We start from the raw sequence: 25,035 nt of genomic DNA, 5'->3' as shown, positions 1-25,035 counted from the left end.
CACATATTAGGAATAGACATGACAGATCTTCGCCAACAAGCACTTGATTACCACGCTTACCCGACTCCAGGGAAAATCAGCGTTGAATTAACGACGCCAGCTGAAACGAGCCAAGATCTCTCTCTCGCCTATAGCCCAGGTGTTGCTGAGCCTGTTCGTGCCATTGCTGAAAATCCTGATGATGTTTATAAATATACAGGCAAAGGCAATACCGTTGCTGTTATTACGAATGGTACCGCTATTTTAGGGTTAGGTAATTTAGGGCCAATGGCTTCTAAGCCAGTGATGGAAGGTAAAGCATTATTATTTAAGCGTTTCGCTGGCATTAACTCTTTTGATATTGAAGTTAAACACAAAACTGTTGAAGACTTTGTTAATACCGTGGCAAACATTGCTGATAGTTTTGGTGGTATTAACCTCGAAGATATTAAAGCACCTGAGTGTTTTGCTATCGAAAAAGCTCTTATTGAGCGTTGTAAAGTACCAGTGTTCCATGATGATCAACATGGAACGGCCATTGTTACGGCCGCAGGTATGATTAACGCACTCGAAATACAAGGTAAAGAGCTTCGCCATGCTAATATTGTTTGTATGGGTGCGGGTGCTGCTGCAATCGCCTGTATGGAGTTATTGATTAAGTGTGGCGCACAGCGTGAAAAAATTTATATGCTTGATACTAAAGGTGTCATTCATACGCGCCGTGATGATCTTAATGAATATAAAAAGCTTTTTGCTAACAATACTGATAAACGTACGTTAGAAGAGGCTATTGATGGCGCAGATGTTTTTGTGGGTGTTTCTGGGCCAAACGTATTATCGCCTGAGCATATTAAGCTGATGGCAGCCAAGCCTGTGATTTTTGCTTGCTCAAACCCTGATCCTGAAATTAAGCCTGAACTTGCCATGGCAACACGCGATGACCTAATTATGGCGACCGGGCGTTCAGACTATCCAAACCAAGTAAACAATGTACTTTGTTTTCCGTTTATATTTCGTGGTGCGTTAGATGTGCGCGCACGTACTATTAATGACGAAATGAAAATTGCCGCAGTACACGCAATTCGTGCGTTAGCAAAAGAAGACGTGCCAGCAGAAGTGCTAGCAGCAAGTGGTGATACTAGCTTAGTGTTTGGTAAAGATTATATTATTCCAAAACCTATGGACTCACGTTTACGTTCTGCCGTTGCCATCGCCGTTGCGCAAGCCGCGGTTGATTCAGGTGTTGCCGCATTAGAAATGCCAGAAAATTATAATGGCTAGTTATAGCTTAAAGCGACACTTCATCAAATAACAAAAAGGGAAGCTAACTGCTTCCCTTTTTTAATAATTAATATTCACCTAACGCTAAGCTAAATATATCGCAGTAGCTAAAAAGAGTGGCGTAAGTACTGCACTTATAACCGACACTAACATTGCGGTGATTATGTTTTTCATAATTGTTCCATTTTTCATAAAAACTGAAATCACCAACAGCGCAAGTACAATAGGCGCTAGTGTAAGGTAGGCGATTGCAGAAGAGTCGTGATTAAACAACACTACAATCGTACTGATAAGCGCTAAAACTGAAAATGAAAGATAAACGTAAAGGCTAGTGTTGATACCATAATAAATTGAAAAATGATTTCTACCGACACTTTTATCTGCTGCTATATCGGGAAATTGATTAATGAGCAGTAGGTTATTTGTTAAGAAAAATGGCACAAGCGAAATTGAAAAAACATGCCAGCTAACTTCTGCCGTTAAAACAACATAAGTCCCTAATATCATTAACGGTCCAAAGGCCAAGCCACTACTAATCAAACAAAGAATGGGCTGTTTATTTATCCATTGAGTATAGAATAGGATGATCGCTAAGCCTGACAGGCCAATTATAATAATAGTTAAGCCTACTGTCGCAGCGAAGTATGCTCCTACTACAATGGTTAACACTAAAAAGAACACCGTCATTTTCGCAATAAAATGAGCTGCCGAGGGGGTGGCTATCAAAGCGCCACTACCGCCACTAAAAGGTGTTTTTTCAGTTAGGGCATCAAGCCCACTATGATAATCCTGATATTCATTAAGTAAGTTAACGCTGATATGAGCAGCCAAGGCACCGAAAAATACCAAAATAATGTCGGTATTCGATACCTTGACGCCAGTGTTAATCGCTGCGGCTATAGCAAGTAAAACAACGGATAATGTTAGCAACAAAAATGGTAAACGCATGGCTTTAAATAGCGCGGTCAAATTATCTTTCATAGCCACCTCTATGCTAATTATATAATGTTGAAAAACTAGCTTAGGGCTAATTGGTAACGATTGAAAGACGAAAAATAAGGAAATTGTCGACTGCATCAATAAAATGGATGTCGCTGTTTTTTTTATCTTTTAAAAGTTTTCTTTTTAATCTTCTAAATATCAATCATAATACCCTCGATATATCGTGGCTGTGTTTTTAGCTACTTAATTTAAAGAAAATGTTGAGCATTTTTTTGCTTGAGGAATAAATGAATAAAGAAATTAAAGCCTATCTTGCAGATTCAGAATTATTGCTTAACGCTGTCGGTGAAGGTATTTACGGCGTCGATGCGCAAGGACGAGCTATTTTTATTAACCCAGCGGCAGAAGCAATGACAGGTTGGTCATCCGCTGAATTACTCGGTCAAAACATTCATCAGTTTCATCATCACAGTTATAGCAATGGCGAACCTTACCCGGCCTGTGATTGCAAAATATTCAATACCGCACTTGACGGCATTTCTCGACAAGTTAGCGGTGAGGTTTTTTGGCGCAAGGACGGCACTAGTTTCCCTGTAGAATACACTACACAGGCTGTTTTTAAGAATAAAGAAATCATTGGCGCGGTTGCAGTATTTCGTGATGTTAGTCAGCAGCAACAAATTGAACTGGCATTGCGTAGTGCCTTAGAAAATGTGCAATCACTCACCGAGCAATTGAAAGCTGAAAATACTTATTTACAGAATGAACTCGCACAAGAATGGTCCTCAGCAGGTTTGGTAGGTAAGAGCCCAGTTGTAACAAAAATGCTCTCGCAAGTTGAATTGGTGGCACAAACTGATAGTACGGTATTAATCCTTGGTGAGAATGGTACAGGTAAAGAGCTGGTGGCACGTAATATTCATGCCTTAAGTCAACGGAAAAACTCCACATTGGTGAAAGTGAATTGTGCTGCTTTTACACCAAGCTTATTAGAGTCAGAATTATTTGGTCATGAAAAAGGCGCTTTTACCGGCGCAACAGAGCGTCGTAAAGGCCGCTTTGAACTAGCCAATGGCGGTACGCTTTTTCTCGATGAAATCGGCGAGTTATCCATGGAAGCACAGGGGAAATTATTACGGGTACTACAGGAGCAAGAGTTTGAGCGTGTAGGTGGCAGTGAAACACTGGCCATTGATATTCGTGTTATTGCGGCAACCAATAGAGATTTGTCTGCTATGGTGGCTAATGGAGATTTTAGGATTGATTTATTCTATCGGCTGAATGTTTTCCCCGTAACTGTGCCGCCGTTAAGAGATCGACAAGAAGATATTCCATTACTGTCACAAGCTATAATAAGCTCGTTGAATAAAAAACTAGGAAAGAGCATTACTGCGATAAGTAATCGCAGTTTAGCTAAATTAATGCAGTATCAATGGCCGGGCAATATACGAGAGCTGCAGAACTTATTAGAACGAGAAATGATCTTGGCAAAATCAGACATTCTAAATTTTAATTTTAAAAGCTCAGTAAAAGCACCTGAATTAGTTGAGTTTGACACCTTGGCACAAGCAGAGAAAAAGCATATTAGCAGTGTACTTAAAGCTTGCAAATGGCGTATCGGTGGAGAAATGGGGGCAGCAAAACTACTCGCTTTACCTGAAAGCACGTTACGGTCTCGGATGAAAAAGTTAAAAATCATTAGACCAAATTAGACCCGGTAATACACAGTTAATTATTATTGATGGCACGATATATCGTGGATGCGCGTTATATCGTGGCTTTTGAGGCTTGGAATTGTAAGTGAATTATGCTTTTATTTAATTAAAACAATACGTTAACTTTTATTTTATAGTTGGCGTTTATTTTGCTAATAGCGAGTATCCTGTTGTTCGTATTAGTAGTAAACCATGAAGTTTGATTATAAAGCCGAAGATTTGATCATTAAGCCGTACAAGTCTGAGTCCCCCGTTTATGTTCGTAAGCAAAAAGGGCGCTATCAAAAAATTAGAAAACTTACCGGCATTATATTTGTCATGATATTTATTTTGTTGCCTTGGATTAATTATCAGGGTAATCAAGCTGTGTTACTCGATATTGGTAAACAGCAATTTCATATTTTTTCACAAACCTTTTTTCCACAAGACTTCACTTTGTTAGCGGGTCTGTTGATAGTGAGTTGTTACTTACTGTTTTTTGTTACCACTTGGCTAGGAAGAATTTGGTGTGGCTACGTTTGTCCACAAACGGTGTGGACCTTCAGTTTTATTTGGGTTGAAGAGTGGCTTGAAGGAAGTCGTAATCAACGAATTAAGCGCGATAAGCAACCTAAAACGCTAGATACCATTACGAGAAAATCAGCTAAGCATTTGGTTTGGGGCTTAATGGCTTTTTTAACCGCCACCACCTTTATGAGCTACTTCTTGCCGACACGCGAACTGTATCTCGATTTAATTCAATTTAATTGGGATAGTTTAACAACGTTTTGGGTGCTTTTTTTTGCTGTATGCACTTACGGTAATGCTGGCTGGTTGCGTGAAAAAATGTGCATATATATGTGTCCATACTCACGTTTTCAATCTGCGATGTTCGATAAAAATACCTTATTGGTTGCCTATGACAAACTACGTGGAGAAAATCGTGGTCGCCGTAAGCGCAAACAAGATCCTAAAGAGCTAGGGCTAGGAGACTGTGTTGACTGTAATCTTTGTGTGGAAGTTTGCCCAGTTGGTATTGATATTCGTAATGGCCTGCAATATGAGTGCATAAATTGTGGTGCTTGTGCTGATGCCTGTGATCAAACCATGACCCAGTTCAATTATGCTAAAGGATTAATTAGCTACACCAGTGAAAACGCCTTACTGGGTAAAAAAGCAAAGTTATTACGACCAAAAATAATTGGTTACGGTGTTTTATCGATATTAGCTATGTGTTTTATGGCCTATACCATTCAGGTTCGGGTGCCAATTGAGTTTTCAGTGCTTAGAGACAGAGCGGCACTTTATCAACTTGATTTTGAGGATAATGTTACGAATAGCTATTTATTGAAAATTACTAATAAGTCACAAATAGATCGCCACTTTAATGTCAATGTTCTAAACAGTAGTGTTAGCTTAAGTGCAGATAAAAACATATTGATTAAAGCAGGAGAAATTGCCAATGTGCCAGTACATTTAACTATGGCAGCTGATGGTATTAAAGGCCGAGTTAGTGAAGTGTCGCTGGAAGTCAGTGTTAGCGATAAGCCGGAAGTAAAAGCAGTAACGGAGACGAAATTTTTCTCAAACTAATTTGGTGTGTAGATTGGGTTATTTAACCAAGGCGTCGATGGGGCGCCTTTTTTTTGGAAAAAGCTAAGGCCTGCAATACAGCTGCAGTAAATCACATTGGCGTGCACAGTATCAATCACCTCGATAAATCAGTTATCCTTACTTATTGTTAGTGTTAAAATACGGTAAAATAACTCTACTTGCCTGCCATGACGTAAAAGTGAAATTAGTATGACATCTCCGATTACACAAAGAATATCGAATATCGCCTTAGTTGTTGAAAACTATGATGACGCTATTGAGTTCTATACCAAAAAACTAAACTTTCAGCTTATTGAAGATAGCGATTTAGGTGCTGGCAAGCGCTGGGTGCAAATCGCCCCACCAAATTCAAACGGCACAAATTTGTTGCTAGCGCAAGCCAGTGATGATCAGCAAAAAAAATCTATTGGCAACCAAGCCGGCGGACGAGTCTTTCTCTTTCTACAAACCAATGACTTTTGGCGCGACTACCAACACATGAAGGCTCAAGGCGTTGAATTTAACGAAGAGCCGCGCGTCGAAGAGTACGGCACTGTGGTAGTTTTTAAAGATTTATATGGCACTAAATGGGATTTATTACAGTTAAATAATGCAAATTAGTAAATTGAAAGTATAAATATTAAATAACAAAAAAGGCGCTTAAAGCGCCTTTTTTTAATCTCTTGGATACTCGTTCCGCTTTAATCTTCTACTTCCGTTTCGTATTCACTAAAGTCAGTCACACCTTGTGCTTCTAAAGCTTTACGAACACTGGCCGGTAGTTTCTGTGTATTGTCTTTTGCTAAGTCACCATCGTCTGGCAAAGGTTGGCCAGTAAAAGCATGTAAAAATGCTTCACATAATAGTTCGCTGTTGGTTGCATGACGTAAGTTATTTACCTGACGACGTGTTCTTTCATCGGTTAGCACTTTCAACACACGTAAAGGGATAGACACGGTGATCTTTTTTACTTGTTCACTTTTTTTCCCGTGTTCGGCGTAAGGGTTAATATACTCGCCATTCCACTCTGCCATGAATATTCCTCTATGCTTAAATGATTATGAAAAACCTATAATTAGCTTATCTGGTATACCAGTAAGTTATAAGTTTATTCTTGACGGCTAATTTTACTGGTTGTGAGGCGTGAGTCAATAACGAATGTGTAGAAGGTTAGATGTCTAAAGTGCTTGACCGCACGCTTTAAACCGTTTAGATTTATAGACGTCCAAACATCTATATAGAAAAGTGTCTATACTGGAGCACACATGAGCGAGAAAAAAATTGCCACAACTGCGGTTCGTGCAGGTATTAATAGTGACCAACATCATGGTGCGGTTATTCCTGCAATTCACCTTTCTAGCACCTATGCACTGAAAGGTTTTAATGAAAAGCGTCAGTTTGATTATTCACGTACGGGTAACCCTACTCGTGCTACGTTCGCTCAGGCTATTGCTGATTTAGAGCAAGGGGCGCTAGGTATTGTTACTAGCACGGGGATGTCAGCCGTACATCTGATTTGTCAGTTGCTAAATACCGATGATACTGTGGTTATTCCTCATGATTGTTACGGCGGCAGTTTTCGATTGTTTACCCACCTTGCCAAGCGTGGGCAGTTTAAGTTAATTGTTGTTGATCAAAATGATCAAGCGGCATTAACACAGGCCTTAGCAACAAAACCTAAACTAGTGCTAATTGAAACGCCAAGTAACCCGTTACTGCGTTTGGTGGATATGGAAGATATTACTCAACAAGCTCATCAAGCTGGCGCCTTGGTTGCTGTTGATAACACCTTTTTATCGCCAGCATTGCAGCAACCTTTGTTATTAGGTGCTGATATTGTCTTTCACTCAACCACTAAATATATTAACGGTCATAGTGATGTTGTCGGCGGAGTATTAGTGACCAAAGAGCAAGCCTTAGGTGAAGAGCTTGCTTGGTGGGCGAATTGTATCGGTATTACCGGTTCAGCATTTGATAGCTTTTTAGCATTGCGCGGTTTAAAAACTTTACCGATACGTATGAAGCAGCACCAAATTAACGCTAACGCCGTTGCTGAATTTTTACAACAACATCCGGCGGTGGAAAAAGTGTATTTCCCTGGGCTAGTTGATCATCCGCAGCATGACTTAGCGAAAAAACAGCAGCATGACTTTGGCGCCATGATGAGCTTTGAACTTAAAGGCGGTGTTGAAGCAGTAAAGGTGCTGTTTGATAAACTTGAATTTTTTACCTTAGCGCAATCATTAGGTGGTGTAGAAAGTTTGATCAGCCATCCATCAACCATGACTCATGCAGGCATGGAAATTGAAGCGCAACTTGCCGCAGGTATTACTCAGTCTTTAGTGCGCCTTTCAGTTGGGATTGAAGATATAGACGACATCTTAGCAGATTTAGCGCAGGCACTTACCGCTAGTCAAATACAACCGAAATAGTCTCAAGATAATTTTTAATTAGATAAACATGCGCATGTGCTTGGAAATAAAATGACAGACGTAAATTCAGCTGTGGAGCTTACTTCCACAAAAAACCAGTTGGCTAAAGCTGCTTGTAATGTACATAAATTTGGTGGCAGTAGTTTAGCAACCACGGGGTGTATTGAGCGTGTCGCTGATATTATTCGTCAGCATTGCCAACTCAATGACGTTATTGTCGTTTCTGCTAACGGCGATACAACAGATGCATTATTTGCTATTTATCAATTGGCACTAGAACATTATGAGCTTAAACAAGCAGAGCCTTTAGGAAATCAAACCGATTTAGTGGTTGAACTACTACCCGAAACATTAGCTGATGCGATTGTCGCACTGAGTGATTCGCAAGTGGCACTGATTGAAGAATTACTCAATGCAAGTAGTGCGGCAAGGCTAAAAGCATTACTGAACGACGATATTGCCAATATCTCAGCGCATTTACTAAGCAATCCTAGCAAGCATCAAAACGATTTGCTGGCATTAGGTGAGGTTTGGTCAGCACGGTTATTATCAGCGGTATTAAACGAAAGCGTTTGTCCTAGCTATATGCTAGATGCGAGAGATTTTTTATTACTAAGCAATGAGAAAACTTGTGCCATTGATTATCTTGCCAGTGCCGAGAAACTTTCGCCGTTGCAACAGCCAAATCAGCTGGTGATAGTGACTGGCTATATTGCTCGCAACCAGCAATTACAAGCTTGCACATTAGGTCGTAATGGCAGTGACTATTCTGCAACTATTATGGCGGCTCTGTCTGGTGCTCGTAATGTTACTTTATGGACAGATGTTGATGGTATTTACAGCGCCGATCCAAGAGTGGTACCGCTGGCAAGAAAATTACATCGTCTACCCAATGCGGTTGCAAATGAGTTGGGGCGTTTAGGTAATCCGGTATTACACGCAAAAACCTTACAGCCGTTAAAAAATCACAATACCCATTTACATGTTGCCAGTAGTTTTGCGCCAGAGGTTAGTGGCAGCGAAATTGGTAAGTTTGGCCAAATTGCCAAACAAGAGCTTTCCGTGACCTATTTAAATGATTTGATCCTTGCTACGTCAGTTAGCTTTTTTGGAGAATCGGGTGCTCGCGCGGTGAAAGAATTTACCCCTGTGTGCTATAACCTAGATGACGGTTACTTGGTGGTGACTCAAGAGCAACAAAAGGCGTTAAGCCAATGGCTGGCAAGTCATGATACTGAAGTCTCATTTAAGCCTGTCGCTATTGTTGCCACGGTTGGATATCAAGTGGCACAACAAGGTGGTATGCGAGCAAGGTTTAAAAGAGCGCTAAGGCATCAGCGAACATTGCATTTTGTCCATGCAGAAAACCAACACAGTTATATAGCGGTTTTGCCGGAGGCTTGCACCGGAGAGCTACTGAATAATATCCACGGTGACATGACTAAGGATGCCAGAAATATCGCCTTGGTTGTTGCAGGCTTAGGTAATATCGGTCAGCGATTTTTAGAAATACTGCCAAAACAGTTAGCAGGTTTACCAGCATTGGAAAATCTTCACTTGGTTGGTTTAGTCGGTTCACAAAAAGCCCTAATTAATACTGATGGTATTGATGTTAGTAACGCGTTGGAGCATTACCAACAACAAGCAAAAGCTTATGAAGGTGAGCAGTTATTAGATTGGTTAACCAACCACCCTTATGATGAATTAGTGGTTGTTGATATCACACCAAGTGAAGCGTTTAGTCAATTATATCAACAATTTTTCGCGCAAGGCATTCATGTTATTGGCGCTAATAAATGGGCGGCCTCGTCGCCAACTGAAAATTATCAACAATTGCTTAGTACAGCGAAAGAACATAATAGCTATTGGTTGGGTAACACCACAGTAGGGGCAGGCTTACCGATTAATTCAACTATTGAAGAGTTAATCAATAGCGGTGATGTGATCACTGAAATTTCTGGTATTTTCTCGGGTACTTTATCTTGGCTATTTCAATATTATGATGGCGTAACACCATTTTCAGAATTGTTGGCCAATGCTCTAGCGCAAGGTATTACCGAGCCTGATCCGCGAGAAGATTTATCTGGCCGAGATGTACAGCGTAAATTATTAATATTGGCGCGAGCGGCAGGTTTTGAGCTTTCACTTGAAGATATTGATTGCCAAAGTCTAGTGCCAGAATCACTGTGTGATCTGCCATTGAATGAGTTTCTTGCGAGAACAGAAGAGCTTGATGACTTATTTTTACTACGTTTGAATCAAGCAAAAGAAAAATCATCTGGTATTCGTTATGTTGCTAAATTTGTTAAGGAAGATGGCAGATTACGGGCAAAAGTGAGCTTAGAAGAATTAAGTTATCAGCACGCGTTTACCCAGTTAACGCCATGCGATAATGTTTTCCAAATTAAAAGTCACTGGTATCAGCAAAACCCCTTGATTATTCGAGGCCCTGGTGCCGGGCGAGATGTTACCGCAGGCGGTATTCATGCTGATTTAGTTAAGGTTTGTCAGCAATTGGCACATCGTCAGCAACAAGTTAAAATTAAAGGCTTAAATTAATGTGCTCGAGAGTTGTTTTTTGAATTGGTGAAATACAGCGCGTGTACCTTAAATATGGCCAAAGTACACGCGCGCTATAATTGATTTGCTATGTTAAAGGTCTAAATCAACGCTATAACTAACAACAAAATTTACATCGCCATCAGCACCATCAATATCGGTATCTGAAATAGCAAAAGTAAAACCGTTTTTGCTTAGGCTAATGCCATAGTCAACATAATCGCCTCCGGCATCAAAATCATAACTGCCAACATGAAGGCCGAGCTCTAAGCCTTCTGAAATTTCAAAGGCCGCATCGGCTGAAATATAAGTGTCGTCACCAAAATCACCATCAGCATCCGAATCAACTAAAGTGTTGTAGGTAATTGAGTAAGCATCGTATGAAAGTGAAAAATTCACTTCACTGAAATCTGAGTCGGCATCGCTATCATAAGCATAATAAATATATCCGACGCTGTAGCCTAAACCATTATCTAATTCATTAGAGTAGGCAGCATAAACATCAAGTTCATAGGTCATGTTTTCAGCCCAATCAGCATTCGATGCCCAAGTGCCTACGGAGAATCCTGAGGCATTTTCATAATCTATGCCACCAGATACGGCGGCAGAGTTGGTGGTTTGGGTTACTCCACGCCACAAATAGTTACTGGATGCAGCAGCATTTGCTGATAAGCCTTCAACCGCGACAGCTGATGTGGCGGTAAGTGCGGAAGTTGCTAATAACATTGATATTGATAGAGAGGTAAGCGTTTTTTTCATGTTGAGTCCACTAAGTTTTATAATTGCTAAGAACATTGCAAAGACAATGCCTGAGTACTAATGTTTTTATAAAATTACTTTTTATCAGTAGGTTAAGTGGTATTCCTAGGGTGTTATTCTTTGTCCTTAATATCGTTCTTGTACCGTAATGGTGCAAGACAATAAGCTGATGTACAAAAAAAGTGCATAGCTTCAATGCTAAATATACGTAATATTTCAGAAATTGCTGAGTTTTATTCTTTTTTATATCGATTTTTCTGGCTGATCTCAGTCGCAAAATTAGCGTAATTAAGTTAAAGTAGCGCTGATTTTATCGAGGGTCTCACCATGTCTGAATTTTTAATTGCTCCATCAATTTTATCTGCAGACTTTGCCCGTTTGGGTGAAGATGTTGCAAACGTACTTAGCGCAGGCGCTGATGTTGTTCATTTTGATGTAATGGATAATCACTTTGTGCCAAACCTTACCTTTGGCTCTATGATATGTAAGTCGTTAAGAGACTACGGCATTACTGCCCCGATTGATGTGCATTTAATGGTAAAGCCCGTTGATAGTTTAATTCCTGATTTTGCCAAAGCTGGCGCAGATATTATTACTTTTCATCCGGAAGCCAGTGACCATGTTGATAGAACATTACAGTTAATTAAAGATAATGGCTGTAAAGCGGGGTTAGTGTTAAATCCAGCAACCCCTCTACATATTTTAGATTTTGTCATGGACAAATTAGACGTTATTTTATTAATGTCAGTAAATCCTGGTTTTGGCGGTCAATCTTTTATTCCGACCACCTTAGATAAACTGCGTTTAGTCCGCGAAAAAATTGATGCCAGTGGTTATGATATTCGCTTGGAAGTTGATGGTGGCGTAAAAGCCGATAATATTGCTGAAATTGCTCAAGCTGGCGCTGATATGTTTGTCGCAGGCTCAGCCATTTTCTCAAAGCCAGATTACAAAGTTGCTATTGATGAAATGCGTGCAGAATTAGCAAAAGTTAAATAATTAATTAGAAAACATTGAAATAAGCATAATTGAAGGATAATAAATGAGTAAACCTATTGTATTAAGTGGCTGCCAGCCGTCAGGCGAGTTAACTATTGGTAATTACCTTGGCGCGTTAAAGCAATGGGTGAACATGCAAGACAGCCATGAGTGTTATTACATGTTGGTTGATCAACATGCCATTACCGTTCGTCCTGAACCAGAAGCATTACGTAAAGCGACATTAGATGGCTTAGCTTTGTATTTAGCTTGTGGTGTTGACCCTGAAAAAAGTACCATTTTTATTCAATCGCATGTGCCAGAGCACGCGCAATTGAGCTGGGTGTTAAACTGTTACACCCAAATGGGTGAGTTAAACCGTATGACTCAGTACAAAGATAAGTCTTCAAAGTCTGAAGCCAATATGAATTCTGGTTTGTTCACTTACCCAGTATTAATGGCTGCTGATATTTTACTATACGGCGCCAATCAGGTTCCTGTCGGTGATGACCAAAAGCAGCATTTGGAATTAGCTCGTGATATAGCAACACGTTTTAATAACTTGCACGGTGAAACTTTTAAAGTACCAGAGCCTTATATTCCAGAGTTTGGTGCACGCGTAATGAGTTTATTAGAGCCGACTAAAAAAATGTCGAAATCTGATACTAACCCTGGAAACTTTATTGGTTTATTGGAAGATACTAAAAAGATCACTAAGAAGATTAAACGTGCAGTAACGGATTCTGACGAGCAAGCGAATATCTATTTCGATATTGCTGAAAAGCCGGGTGTTTCTAATTTGTTATCACTTTTATCATGTACTACAGGTAAAACCGTTGAAGAATTAGTACCTGAATATGAAGATAAAATGTATGGTCATTTAAAAGGTGATGTTGCCGAAGCGGTTGTGGCTTTACTAGCACCAATTCAACAGCGTTATCACGAAATTCGTAATAACCAAGACTACTTAGACGAAGTGATGCGTAAAGGTGCTGAAAAAGCGTCTGCTCGTGCCAGCAAGTTGCTTGCGGAGGTTTATCAAGCGGTTGGTTTTATTGCTAAACCTTAATTTCGTTCTACATTTTATCATTAAAAAAGCCTGAGTATACTCAGGCTTTTTTGTACTCGCTCCAATACATATACCTTGTTCTTATAGGCTTCTTGCCCATTGAGGTATTAGCATATTGAAAATCTTAATCTTTCTTATCTTTCTCAGCTATTTTAGTCGCTTGTTCAAATAGCGCTGAGCTATCACTAACAAAAGATTCCACGTTACTACTTGGCGTAAACAAAAAGTTTGGTGACATTATCGTAGTATTAAACTGTGGGCGTGGATTGAAATCAGGCTTTTTACTCATTTTCACGACAAAACTGCCACCAAAGAGTAATACCACTAAGCCGATTGAGACTAGATTCCGTCGACGTGGTGTCATGTGAAATCCAACATAACAATTTAGCCAGGATAGCCCAAAAGCTAATGCCAACGGAATGATGGTGATCAGCCAAAGCATCGAAAAGTTGCTTGAGGTATTAAATTGCACAACGTTTTCAAGAATATCGCTGAGCCACATTAAGTTGAAGAAAATAAAGCTAATACCGATTTGGGTCCAGAAGTGGGCATCGTGCTTGGTCAAATGTGATACCAAAGCGATACATGCAGGCCACAAGGCAAAACCCAGTGTTAAACCTATGGTTGGTACTAACATTTGGGTTAAACTAACTTCTTTGGCATTGTTTAAGTCAATAATCCAACACGCTATGCAGGCGAACACTGTCATACTCAAGGCCAAAACAAAAGGATGACGGGCCAAATTAATTAAGCTTTCAAATGGGCTAATAGCGATACTTTTTGTAACCGGATGATTAGGAAAGACAAAACGAACTTGGCTTTTGCCGATGCTAATAATATCGCCAGATTTTACTTTGTGCTGAATAATATTTTCTTTACTACCACTGAGGTAGCTGCCATTAATCGAGCCTTGATCACTCACTAGCCAATTTTCACCATCAAATGTTAATTGCAAATGGTCGGCGCAAACGTGCGGGTCACTTATAATCAGGTCGTTATCATAGCCTCGGCCGATATTAATGGTATTTGCTGAATACTTATGACGGCCTAATAGTTTGTGGCCATAGGTGACTTCTTCAATAATTATTTCCATTTGACCGACTCCATAAACTTAGCCAAAAATGCCAGAGAGCTATCTTGTGCCACACCTGAAAGGGTAAAGTGGCTAAGTAGGGCATATTGCTCGTGGTCAACCGAAATGCCTATGTAAAGGACATCATATAAATCTGGGAAAGCCTTGTAAGCGCGGGTACAAAATACCGCTTTGCTATTAATATTACTTTGCTCTGGCATAACAATGTCGTGATGACACTGATATTCGGTGACGTCATCTTTACCAGCTTTATTTCCTGGTGCGACTTGATTTAGTTGACGTTCGAAAATATGGTAAAACTTAGTACTGCCAATTTTATTCGACTCCATGTAGCGATACTCCATTTCTAGAGAGCCAGTGAAAAAGTCGGAAGAAATATAGGTATTTTCATCAAGATCACAATTGGCGACAGCAGCCATAATTTGCGCATCGGTTTTATCTGAATTTGATTCACCCCAACAGCGAATAAAGGGAACATCTATGGTGGGAATTAATCCTCGGCCGAGTTGTTTTAGTTGCCAATCGCTATTGAGAACGGTGTTGATAAGCTTTTCTTGGTTGCGCATTAACTGTGCAGCCATTTGTTGTTCAATACTTTTGGGTGCGCTAGATTTATATTCTTTAAATAGCGTTAATAGCTTATCGTGTGGCACGAGGAAGCCGATTTGATTGCCTGATGTGGCAACATTGACACCAACCACCTGAGTATTTTTATTAACGACAGGTCCACCGCTCATACCTGAGTTGACTGAGCCGGTAAAATGAATGCGATCATTAAACGATTCATTTTTCAAACCATTATAGGTACCCGGCACGACGATCATGCCTAAATCATGGGGGTTACCTAAGGAATATAATTCTTCACCTTTAATCGGGGCCATTTTAGCAATGTCGAAAAAAGGCATTTCGCCGATAACGTCACGCTTTACGATAGCGAGATCATTAATAACGTCAACACTTTGTAAGGTCAGTGATGCTTTATTACCTTGGTTGTCGAGATATTCGATGTTGTATTTATGTGGGTGGCGAGCAAAGCCAGAAATTACGTGATAATTGGTAGCAATTAAGCCATCACTGCTGATTTGAAACCCTGAGCCGATTGATGATTTTTCGCCACTGGCTTTGTCTATTAGGCGAATTTGATACAGCGAAGGAGCCAGCTGTTTAAAAATTTCTTCGGCCTGCTCAACTGCATTACTTAATGTACTAACGCACATTAAAAGCAGAGCAAAAATTACTTTCATTGAATATCCTTTTTTTTTATTACCAAGCTATTGTGACATCGTTAAGTAATTTGTCATCTTTTATCCGACAATAGCACCGTTTTATTCGATGTATTGCATAGCTTGTTGAACAATATTACAAAATTTTTCACTTATCATAGCTTAGGAGTGTTAAAGCCGACCTTTGTTCCCGTGCGATTATTAGTCATTTTCAGTGACTGAACCTGAGAACCATGTGTTAGATCAAACTAGTGTTAATAGCGCTAGTTATTTTGTTGTTGCTTAATCATTGTTTTAGTATTATCAAATGATAACTATTATCGTTTGTTGATGTTGCCATGACCTTATCTGAATTATCTGTAAACCAGCCCGCAAGTATCAGTTACTTGCCAGATAACTTTGATTTAACCGCTCAGCTAATCGAGCAGGGCTTTGCCTTAAAAACTAAAATATCGTTAGCGCATAAAGCGCCATTTAACGGTCCATTGGCTTTTTATATGCACGGTACCAAAATGTCATTACCTCAAGCAATTGCTAAACAAATTAAAGTCGAGCTGCTGACTCCATGATTACACAACACTTAGCACTCGTCGGCTTCGCTAATTCCGGTAAAAGTAGTTTATTTAACGCATTATCGGGCGCAAAACAAAAAACTGGCAATTGGACTGGCGTAACCGTTGCGGCCAAGCAACAGCAGTGTCAGTTAAATAAAAAAACAACCTTAATAACCGATTTACCTGGGCTGAGTTCGCTTGCGCAAAAAACTCAGCAAGGTAAAGACTTATCGATAACCCAAGAATTTATTCAGCAGCAAAATATTGATTGTTTAGTGAATGTTGTTGATGCAACGCAATTAAAACGTCAACTTTATTTAACCACACAGCTGCTAGAACTTGGTGTGCCTATGGTTGTGGTGCTAAATAAAAGTGATCGAAAAGAAGCGGCACAAATAGACTTGGCAAAATTATCTGAACAATTGGGCTGCCCTGTGATCAGTGATACCAGTATCGGGAAATCAGCAGCGCAAAAGTTAATTCAACAATTACAGCAATTGCCGAGCAAACCGAAAAAATCGCAGGTTATTACGCTACCAAGTGTACTAAAAAACTATCAAGGTATTCCACTCGAATTAGAACGAAAGGTTTGCAGTAAAGAAACATCGTGTCAGTCAGAAAACCAAAGCGCTCTGATGGTCATGCAGGCAAGGTATAACTTTATTCAACAAACTTTATTGGCGGCCACTGAGAAGGTAAATGAAGACATTTCAATAAGTGATAAGCTTGATCAGTGGATGCTACATCCGGTGCTTGGTGTGCCGATTTTCCTTGCCATGATGTACCTACTGTTTATGTTTGCCATTAATGTCGGTAGTGCCTTTATCGACTTTTTTGATATTTTAGCTGGCGCAGTGTTTGTTGATTACCCCTTACATTTTTTGGCATCATTTAGTTTGCCTGACTGGCTTAGCACAGTTATTCAAGGGGTAGGGCTCGGCATACAAACTGTCGCGACTTTTATACCGGTTATTGCTTGTTTATTTATTGGCTTATCATTGTTGGAAAGTAGTGGTTATTTAGCTCGAGCGGCATTTGTTGTTGATACCGCAATGCAAAAAATAGGCTTACCTGGTAAAGCGTTTGTACCGTTAATTGTTGGTTTTGGTTGTACGGTACCGGCAGTAATGTCGGCGCGTATCTTAGACAGCGAACGGGAAAGAATTACTACCGTGATGATGTCGCCATTTATGTCGTGTGGTGCGCGACTACCAGTTTATGCACTATTTGCTGCTGCATTCTTTCCACAGTCAGGACAAAATATTGTTTTTCTTTTATATCTTATTGGTATCGCCGCGGCGTTATGTACGGGGTTATTGCTGAAGAAAACGGTATTGATGGGCAGCAACTCCATCAATATTATGGAATTACCACTATATGAATTGCCGAAGCTGACTTTCTTATTACAAAGGGTTTGGCAGCGCACACGTTCCTTTATATTTGGTGCTGGCAAAACCATTGTGCTAGTGGTGTGTATCTTGAATTTTTTTAATTCGCTTGGCACTGATGGGAAATTTGGTCATCACGACACGCAGGACTCGTTGTTAAGCCAAAGTGCACAAGTGTTGACGCCACTCTTGTCACCATTAGGGGTAAAAGAAGATAATTGGCAAGCAAGTGTCGGCATTATTACCGGGCTGTTTGCCAAAGAAGCGCTAGTGGCAACGTTTAACAGTTTATATTCACCCGCTGAGCAAGAGTCTACAGAGCCAGAATCTATAACTGACTTATGGCAGCAAGCGATAGCGAGTATTAGTGATAATCTGCAAGGTATTGAAGCTGACGATCCACTTGGTACTGATATTGGCGATGTCTCAAGCATTGAAGTTGCAGCACAAGCACAAGGTGTAGAAGAAACCACCATCACGATTATGCAGGCGGCTTTTGTTGGCAAAATAGGGGCGTTTAGTTATTTGTTATTTATATTACTTTATACGCCATGTGCTGCGGCAATGGGGGCAATTAAAAATGAAGTGGGTACGCGATGGGCAGTTTTTGCGGCATTATGGAGCTTCAGTTTAGCCTATATGGCAGCAACGGCGAGCTATCAAATGGCTACCTTTGCTACAAAACCTTTTCAGTCATCAATAACCTTAGCGCTGATATTATTCGTGCTTTTAGCGATTTATGTTGGCTTGAAACGCTTTGGGAAGAACATTTTAACGATTCCAACCTTAGTCAGTTATCGCTGATAAGGCGGAAAGAGAAATCGTCACTTATAGCACCCTTAATGTTACAGAACGATATTCGTAGTAGAACTTTTAAGGCATTGAAATAGATATTTTTCAGGCTGTTTAATTTAACAGCCTGCTCACTAAATGAACTATACTTGTCAGCTAACTTTACATCTTGCTAAAACCCACTGAAATTCTTTAATAAAAGTCATAATTAACAATGCTTTGCTTTGTTGGTGTACTTTTTGCTATTGAATGTCTTTTTAAGGCTGCTAAATGGCTTTATTAGTCCATTTTTGCAAATAACGAGAGCGTCAATGTTTACGAGATTTATCAAGTTTATCGGTACTTTATTGCTGATATCATCAATGTCATCATCTGCCAATATTATTAATGTCATCGATTTTATCGGGACAAATGAAGGTGTGGCTGAACAGTTTGTTTTTACTGAAAATGGTGTGACCTTAACGGTTAGTGCCTGGACCACCAATGTTAATAGCAATCAAGACATATTAAGCGATTGGCAATTATTGTTTGGGCCTTACGGTGTATACAAAGGTAGCTCTGGTTTAGGTGTTAAATCTAATGATCAAGATGGTTCTCACCTTGATGGTGGGCAATCTAGCGACTTAGGGGATCTGGATGAAGGTTTACTGTTTTCATTTTCAGAAGAGGTGAATATATTAGGCTTTTATGCCGATTACCTAAGTGAGAATGATGATTTAAATTTTTCTCTTGTTACGTTTTTAACGCCAACGAGTATTGCAACAACAGATATATTTTTTGATACACAAGCATCATTAATGTTTGATGAAGAGGGAGTGTTCTTTGCTCCTGACAATTTAATTGGTTCAGCCTTTATGATTTGGGCTGATGGTGATGATGATGACGTTCGTATTGTTGATACGGCATTTATTAAAGTTCCCGAGCCAAATACCTTATTGCTGTTTTCATTACTGCTAATTGGTTTTGCCGTTAAGCGCAGAATTTAATAGCTCTCTATCTATTTTGAAAAAACCTAGCGAGCTAGGTTTTTTTATGGCTAATTTTTGATTAAAGTAATGTTTTAGCTAATTGCGTCTTAGGGCAATCAATGGATCACATACAAGCAGAAAGCTATTTATTAAGTAAAATCGAAACCTCGATGTATTACCCCTTCGGTGATGACGTGAAGGTGTTTCGTGTGAAAAATAAAATGTTTGCAACACTCGCCCTTGGTAAAGGCAATGAAAAGGATACCGATGGCAAAATGGCCGGGCACTATTGTATCAATCTAAAGTGTGACCCTGATGAAGCCATTATGCTTCGTGATATTTTTAGCGCTGTTATTCCTGGCTATCATATGAACAAAGCCCAGTGGAATACCATCATACTCGATGGCTCAATCCCGCCGGGAGAAATTGAACGCATGATGGATAATTCGTACCTGTTGGTGGTGAGTAAAATGACCAAGAAGGATCAGCAGTCTATCTTGGTGCATATTTAAGTTTTATTCATTACAGCTTAGTACTTATATTGTCTTGCAATGCTTGCTCGTTAATAAGTTTGATAAAAGCGTCGAGCTGTATTGGGCGACTAAATAAATAGCCCTGCACAGAGTTACATGAATTTTTTATCAGGAATTTCAACTGCTCTTTAGTTTCCACACCTTCGGTAGTCACAGATAAATTGAGGTTATGTGCCATCGCAATAACCGCACGTACTATTGCCTTGTCGTTTTCATCGTTAACAATATCTTTGATAAATGAGCGGTCAATTTTTAAAAAGTCTAATGGCAGCTTTTTAAGGTAAGCTAATGAGCTATAACCTGTGCCAAAATCATCAACGGAGACGGTCATGCCAATAGTTCGGGCATTGCTAAGTAACTTTCTTGCTTTTGAATAATCATCAACCAGCACTCCCTCAGTCACCTCTAATTCTAATAATGATGGCTCGATTTGATATTCTATTATGCACTGATGCAGGTATGAAAATAAGTTGGCATCAATGACCTGAGCAGGGGATAGGTTTACCGAAATGGTGATATTAAAGCCTTGTCGGTTTATTTTCTTCACGAGCTGACATGCACGATTTATTACCCATTCACCGATGGTGATGATTAAATCACTTTTCTCTGCGATAGTGATAAATTGCTCAGGGGTGACCAAGCCTTTTTCAGGATGATTCCAGCGGATCAACGCTTCTGCTTTGGTAATGGCATTGGTTTTTAAATCGACGATGGGTTGTAAATATAATTCAAACTCTTCATTTCTAATCGCGTGTCTTAATTCTTGTTCAATTTTTATTAACTGATGTGATGCATCTTTGATGGACTGAGAATAAAACTGCAAAGAATTCTTCTTATTTTTCTTGCCATTGTAAGCACTTAAATCGACAAATTTCATCAGCTCTTCAACGCTTTTTGCATCATTTGGAAAATTTGCTGCGCCGATACTGACACTGACATGAAAGCTTTCTGATTTATTGGTATTAAAAGGTTTATTTATTGTTTCAATAATACGTTGTATTGCCTGTTCACATGAGATTTGATCGGCAATATTGGTCAGAATAATGGCAAATTCATCACCGCCGACTCGGGCAATAAAGTCTGATTCTTTGATGACATTTTTAATCCGTTTACCGAATTCAACCAGTAACTTATCACCTTCTTGGTGCCCGTAAAATTCGTTATGACGGCGAAATTCATTGATGTCGACATAGAGCAGATAAAAAGGATTGCGGGTGGCAATTTGTTGCTCTAATGTTTGCCAAAAAGAAAAACGGTTGGGCAATTCAGTCAGCATATCTTGCAAAGCAAGCTTTTCATTACGCTGTACTAAGTGTTTGATTGTGCTGATGTCATTGACAAAAATTATCCAGCTTTCTGGTTCGTTGAGTTTATTTTTTACCGGATATAAGCCTATTTTTAACCATTTCAAAGTTGATGGTGGAGATATCCAACATAACTCGCCCTCCCAGCTGGATTTAGTTGTGATGATGCGCTCAAATTCAGGCAATTGATTTTTCATCAATTTGGTGATGATATCGATTGGTCTAGACGGCAGTGAACTGGTATATGAACATTGTTCAAAAAGGCTTAATGCGGCTGAGTTTTCGATAATAGGAGAGAAATCACCTTTGGTAATAATAACGGCAAATTCTGCATTTTCGATAACCTTAGTCAAGGTTAAAATAATATTATCCTGCTCGGGGGGCTTATTTAAGATAGAGCGTAAACGGGTTTGCAAATACTCGTTTTGTAAAAATAAACGATCATTCGAGAGCAGAATTTCGCGCGCTAGTTGCTTGGTCTTTTGTTGAAATTGATAGTCTTCTAACTGGTTGGTTATCAACAATATATTTTCATGCTGTTGCTTAATTGCAGTCGCTTCTAAGTGTAATTCAGTATTTCTAGTGGTAATTTCTGTCCATAGTCCAGAACGAATTTTACCATCGTGCGGGGCCTGCCATATTAATCTTGCATCAACCAAAAAATCCAATAAAAAAGGCGTTTCTTCTTTAATGATAAAGCTTTGTTGATTAGTTGATGCTGGAAAAAGCTCGGTAATCCATTTACCTTCACCAGCGACTAGCTTTACTTCGCCGGTATTGATATCTAGCACTTGCAAAACAACGTGATCAAGCGCATTGAGTACTTTATTAAGTAGTGATGTCATTTTTCTTGTCCTTAAGCAATAGCTCCGCCAATGCTAAAAACATATTTTCTACTTGCTCGCCAGTTTTTGCACTTGTGTTAAATCGTAGATCGAAAAGATCGTCGTACGCCTCTTGTTCTTGCGAGGATAAATGCCAAGTAGACGGTAAATCACTTTTATTTATTGCAAGTATTGCGGGGCAAGAGGTGACATGTTTAGCCAAGGTGTGAATATCTAACCCTTCAATCAACGATGAGGCACGTGTTTGATCAACAACGATAATAAAGCCAGCAGCGCCGCGTAGGTACCTTTCTTCAAAAACATTGTATCTATCGTTCCCTTCGATATCCCACAACATGAAATTAATTTCATCGTCATCGACTATCAGGGCTTTTTTATCAACTTTAACACCAATTGTTGTCTGGTATTTTTCACTAAAGATACCCTCAACAAATTGTTTGACCAAGCTTGTTTTTCCGACGCTTGATGCACCTAAAAGGCAAATCTTTTTTTGAATCATAGCGTCATCTCCATTTTCAGCTAAGCTTTCTTATTTGATTTACGTTGCAAACCACAGCAAATACTAAAGTTAGTTTTTTGCATTTATTTCTTTGAATAATCGCCACTATTTTAGCTAGTGGGCTGTGCTTTATTTATATATATCACATTGAACATGACTTTTCTTGCGGTATTTTTAATCACTTTAATATCTATTTGCCCGAGCCCTGCGGTAAAAATTTTGTCTTTACTCAAACCCTTATCAATTAATGTTTGTGCTGTATTTTCGGCTCTTTTTAGACTCAATGCTTTATTGGTGATTTTATTACCGGTATTGTCACTGCAACCGATAACTAACAAACCAATATTGATGTCAAGCTCATCGGCTAAAAGCTCTAATTGGCGAATATATTGAAAAATACGCGTTAATGGCACTTGCATCTGAGCCGTGACTTTCTCGCCGGCAACCGGAAAATTGAGTTGTGTAGAGGAAATTCTGCCGATGAGGTCATCAAAAAGTTGCTGCTTAACTTGCCTACTTGTGGCTATTTGGTGAGTTGACATTAACTGTAAATTCTCAGTATTTAAATTTAGCCCTTCAGTAAAGCCGGCAACGGCTAGCTTGCTTAATAATTGCTCTGATTCAATAATGCTTAATTTACCAGCTAAAGATAGCGAGTTTTCTTGCCAAGTTGATGTTACATGAGGGAAAGAACCGATGATTTTTTCGGCTCGAGATAACAAGATTTGTGGCGACAATGAATGATAATTTCGCTCTAAAATACTGAATTTTTTAACATCAAAATGATGACTTTCTAACCACTGTGCAATATTTATTGCACTAGGATCCCGTAAAATATCGACCTCAATATTATCTAGGTTATTAATGGTTAGTTTGCGAATAATAATGCCCGGCTCATTTTCTAATTGCATTAATTCTTCATGCAGCTGTTGGCTTTTCGACCAACTGAGTATTTGAAAACCGATAAAAATAAAGGCAATAAATAATGCCGCAATGGCCAGCCAAGGTTTTCTTTTGTTGTTACTTTCCACTTTGTGTTCAGACAATAAACAGTCGCGAAGTAAGCTTTCTGCATTGGCAAAGTGGCGATCGTCGCCATCAAAATTATTGAGTTCATCGACATAAAGGTGGTGAATGTTTTCCAGCGTTTTTTGTAATTGCTCACTCAGTTGTTGAGGCGGATTTCCTATTACTGCAGCAACAACTAGGGCACTTGGCCCTGGCTTAATCAGTAAGTTGAAGTTGTCGGTGCTGACATTTTGCAGCTGTTCTTTTTGACCATCGTCATTTGCTAGGAATGAATCGGCAACGAAATCATTAATCGCTGATAGCATCGACGAGACCATATCGGCGTCACTTTTTCCATGGTCAGTTAGCGCAATAGTGTTTAATAGCAGACCTGTTTCTCGATGAATAAGAAAAACATGTTCAACACGGTATACGAAGGTTTGTGATGCAGCATACTGGGCGAAGCTGACCCCAGCTTGCCATGCTTTGAAGCGCCACTTTAGTCCCTTTATCGTTAGGCTGTTTTCGAGTAACTGGTTTGTTTTTTCGATAAAGTCACTAAGAAAAGCAGCAACAGATTTTCTAACTAAACTACCAACGAGCGGATATAGCGAACTGATCAAGCGTTCACTGTTGTGGGTTACTGAGTCTTGAACTGAGTCTTCTATTAGCAGCTGTAATATTTTGTTAACTGAACTGTCTTTTTTTTGTCGGTCATGCAGCGCTTCTGTGACGACGTCAGTTACAATAGTTCGAGCTTCTTTTCTAATACTTTCTGTAACTAAGTGATTTTCTTCACCGAGTATTATTTTTCGTACTTGCTTTATTTGCTGGTTAGACTCAAGTGGTTCTTTTGTTGTCTCTATGGCCATTATAGCTGGTCATCTTCTAAATTAGTTGCCATGGTTGATAGCAAGTTAGCAAGTGTTTTTCTATCGGTTTTAGATGAACTCAGTTCTTTTGAGACATCGTCGAGGTGCGATTTTAATTGTTCGATTTGCTCATTAAAACTTTTGGTCAGGGCATGACTCTCATTATCCAGTGATTGCTCGATGTTTTTAAAGTCTTGTAAAGTTGATGTGGCAAACATTTCCTGTTCGGATGCTAAATTTGCTAAATCATTTTGGATAGTAGTGTCATTATCATCATGAGTTTTGTCTGATAGGCAAAGGCGCTGATCTAATGCTTCAAAGCGCTCATCAATAGCTTGCTGAAAATTATTAAAACGTTGATTGATATTGTCGTTCTGCTTGCTGAGGGCTTTTTCCAAGTCTGCGCGAGTTGATGAAATTTTCGCTTGTAGCTGTTTTTCTGCTTCACCAAAAACAATTTGTCTAAGTTGGCCAAGCTCATCAAGCGCGGGATTACTTTGCTGTTGTTCCTTTTTAATGTTTTTATTATTAGGCATTACTAATATTCCATGTTAAATAGATTCATCTATTCAATTTAGTGTAACCTAAAATTTTAAAACTGCCTGTTTTCTATAATTTTAATTGTTATAAACCAAGCTCTTGCCAGAAAACTCTGATTTTAAATATGGGT

The 25,035-nt window shown here is 39.4% G+C and carries 21 protein-coding genes; 12 read left to right on the top strand and 9 right to left on the bottom strand.

All coding sequences use genetic code 11. The features are described from left to right. Window positions 1-18: 18 nt before the first annotated feature. Window positions 19-1,260: a malic enzyme-like NAD(P)-binding protein gene (locus tag AC27JP_RS15400; RefSeq protein WP_487116657.1), complete on the top strand. Its 1,242-nt coding sequence runs from the start codon at window positions 19-21 to the stop codon at window positions 1,258-1,260. A gap of 84 nt (window positions 1,261-1,344) precedes the next feature. Here the strand turns inward: AC27JP_RS15400 and AC27JP_RS15395 are convergent, their stop codons facing one another. After that, window positions 1,345-2,241 carry a prenyltransferase gene (locus AC27JP_RS15395; RefSeq protein WP_487116655.1) on the bottom strand — a complete coding sequence of 299 codons (897 nt, stop codon included), beginning with the start codon at window positions 2,239-2,241 and terminating at the stop codon, window positions 1,345-1,347. Between the two features lie 248 nt (window positions 2,242-2,489). Between AC27JP_RS15395 and AC27JP_RS15390 the strand changes: the two genes are divergently transcribed. From AC27JP_RS15390 to AC27JP_RS15380, 3 genes are all read left to right on the top strand, one after another. Then, entirely contained in the window at window positions 2,490-3,914 is a 1,425-nt protein-coding gene (locus AC27JP_RS15390) for a sigma-54 interaction domain-containing protein (protein ID WP_487116653.1), read from the top strand. 195 nt (window positions 3,915-4,109) lie between these two features. Further along, complete coding sequence (gene ccoG / locus AC27JP_RS15385) at window positions 4,110-5,489, top strand: cytochrome c oxidase accessory protein CcoG (RefSeq protein WP_487116651.1); 1,380 nt, start codon at window positions 4,110-4,112, stop codon at window positions 5,487-5,489. 210 nt (window positions 5,490-5,699) lie between these two features. Then, window positions 5,700-6,110: a VOC family protein gene (locus AC27JP_RS15380; protein WP_487116649.1), complete on the top strand. Its 411-nt coding sequence runs from the start codon at window positions 5,700-5,702 to the stop codon at window positions 6,108-6,110. A gap of 80 nt (window positions 6,111-6,190) precedes the next feature. On the opposite strand, the gene metJ is transcribed toward AC27JP_RS15380, so the two are convergent. Beyond that, complete coding sequence (metJ, locus tag AC27JP_RS15375; RefSeq protein WP_487116647.1) at window positions 6,191-6,523, bottom strand: met regulon transcriptional regulator MetJ; 333 nt, start codon at window positions 6,521-6,523, stop codon at window positions 6,191-6,193. A gap of 231 nt (window positions 6,524-6,754) precedes the next feature. Between metJ and metB the strand changes: the two genes are divergently transcribed. Beyond that, a complete protein-coding gene (gene metB / locus AC27JP_RS15370; protein WP_487116645.1) occupies window positions 6,755-7,921 on the top strand; it encodes a cystathionine gamma-synthase in 1,167 nt (388 codons plus the stop codon). A gap of 51 nt (window positions 7,922-7,972) precedes the next feature. Then, window positions 7,973-10,480: a bifunctional aspartate kinase/homoserine dehydrogenase II gene (metL, locus tag AC27JP_RS15365; RefSeq protein ID WP_487116643.1), complete on the top strand. Its 2,508-nt coding sequence runs from the start codon at window positions 7,973-7,975 to the stop codon at window positions 10,478-10,480. Window positions 10,481-10,573: 93 nt separating this feature from the next. Here metL and AC27JP_RS15360 read toward each other — a convergent pair whose 3' ends face one another. Continuing rightward, a complete protein-coding gene (locus AC27JP_RS15360) occupies window positions 10,574-11,239 on the bottom strand; it encodes a TorF family putative porin (protein WP_487116641.1) in 666 nt (221 codons plus the stop codon). A 327-nt stretch (window positions 11,240-11,566) separates the two neighbouring features. Here AC27JP_RS15360 and rpe point away from each other — a divergent pair, with 327 nt between their 5' ends. After that, the gene (rpe, locus tag AC27JP_RS15355) at window positions 11,567-12,238 is read left to right on the top strand and encodes a ribulose-phosphate 3-epimerase (protein ID WP_487116639.1); all 672 of its coding nucleotides are present in this window, start codon (window positions 11,567-11,569) and stop codon (window positions 12,236-12,238) included. A 43-nt stretch (window positions 12,239-12,281) separates the two neighbouring features. Next, window positions 12,282-13,286, top strand: a complete 1,005-nt coding sequence (trpS, locus tag AC27JP_RS15350) for a tryptophan--tRNA ligase (protein ID WP_487116637.1) — start codon at window positions 12,282-12,284, stop codon at window positions 13,284-13,286. A 124-nt stretch (window positions 13,287-13,410) separates the two neighbouring features. Here the strand turns inward: trpS and AC27JP_RS15345 are convergent, their stop codons facing one another. Next, window positions 13,411-14,379, bottom strand: coding sequence for an FHA domain-containing protein (locus AC27JP_RS15345; protein ID WP_487116635.1), 969 nt, complete (start codon window positions 14,377-14,379; stop codon window positions 13,411-13,413). Then, window positions 14,370-15,623 carry a S1 family peptidase gene (locus AC27JP_RS15340; protein ID WP_487116633.1) on the bottom strand — a complete coding sequence of 418 codons (1,254 nt, stop codon included), beginning with the start codon at window positions 15,621-15,623 and terminating at the stop codon, window positions 14,370-14,372. The genes AC27JP_RS15345 and AC27JP_RS15340 overlap by 10 nt, the downstream gene beginning before the upstream one ends. Window positions 15,624-15,940: 317 nt before the next feature. Between AC27JP_RS15340 and AC27JP_RS15335 the strand changes: the two genes are divergently transcribed. From AC27JP_RS15335 to AC27JP_RS15320, 4 genes are all read left to right on the top strand, one after another. Then, complete coding sequence (locus AC27JP_RS15335; protein ID WP_487116631.1) at window positions 15,941-16,171, top strand: FeoA family protein; 231 nt, start codon at window positions 15,941-15,943, stop codon at window positions 16,169-16,171. Then, the gene (feoB, locus tag AC27JP_RS15330) at window positions 16,168-18,348 is read left to right on the top strand and encodes a ferrous iron transport protein B (protein WP_487116629.1); all 2,181 of its coding nucleotides are present in this window, start codon (window positions 16,168-16,170) and stop codon (window positions 18,346-18,348) included. Before AC27JP_RS15335 ends, feoB begins: the two co-directional genes overlap by 4 nt. A gap of 299 nt (window positions 18,349-18,647) precedes the next feature. Beyond that, entirely contained in the window at window positions 18,648-19,322 is a 675-nt protein-coding gene (locus tag AC27JP_RS15325; protein WP_487116627.1) for a PEP-CTERM sorting domain-containing protein, read from the top strand. 101 nt (window positions 19,323-19,423) lie between these two features. Next, window positions 19,424-19,816: an MmcQ/YjbR family DNA-binding protein gene (locus tag AC27JP_RS15320; protein WP_487116625.1), complete on the top strand. Its 393-nt coding sequence runs from the start codon at window positions 19,424-19,426 to the stop codon at window positions 19,814-19,816. A gap of 10 nt (window positions 19,817-19,826) precedes the next feature. Here AC27JP_RS15320 and AC27JP_RS15315 read toward each other — a convergent pair whose 3' ends face one another. From AC27JP_RS15315 to AC27JP_RS15300, 4 genes are all read right to left on the bottom strand, one after another. Then, on the bottom strand, window positions 19,827-21,986 hold the full coding sequence (locus AC27JP_RS15315) for a putative bifunctional diguanylate cyclase/phosphodiesterase (protein WP_487116623.1): 2,160 nt from the start codon (window positions 21,984-21,986) through the stop codon (window positions 19,827-19,829). Next, window positions 21,970-22,485, bottom strand: a complete 516-nt coding sequence (locus AC27JP_RS15310) for a Rab family GTPase (RefSeq protein ID WP_487116621.1) — start codon at window positions 22,483-22,485, stop codon at window positions 21,970-21,972. The genes AC27JP_RS15315 and AC27JP_RS15310 overlap by 17 nt, the downstream gene beginning before the upstream one ends. 110 nt (window positions 22,486-22,595) lie before the next feature. Next, on the bottom strand, window positions 22,596-24,365 hold the full coding sequence (locus AC27JP_RS15305; protein ID WP_487116619.1) for an OmpA family protein: 1,770 nt from the start codon (window positions 24,363-24,365) through the stop codon (window positions 22,596-22,598). Further along, on the bottom strand, window positions 24,365-24,901 hold the full coding sequence (locus AC27JP_RS15300) for a hypothetical protein (RefSeq protein WP_487116617.1): 537 nt from the start codon (window positions 24,899-24,901) through the stop codon (window positions 24,365-24,367). The genes AC27JP_RS15305 and AC27JP_RS15300 overlap by 1 nt, the downstream gene beginning before the upstream one ends. Window positions 24,902-25,035: the final 134 nt, after the last annotated feature.

This window comes from Colwellia sp. SU-HH01172 (assembly GCF_057553355.1).
The sequence above is the reverse complement of the archived record's forward strand: the minus strand, read 5'-3'. Positions and strand labels throughout refer to the sequence as shown.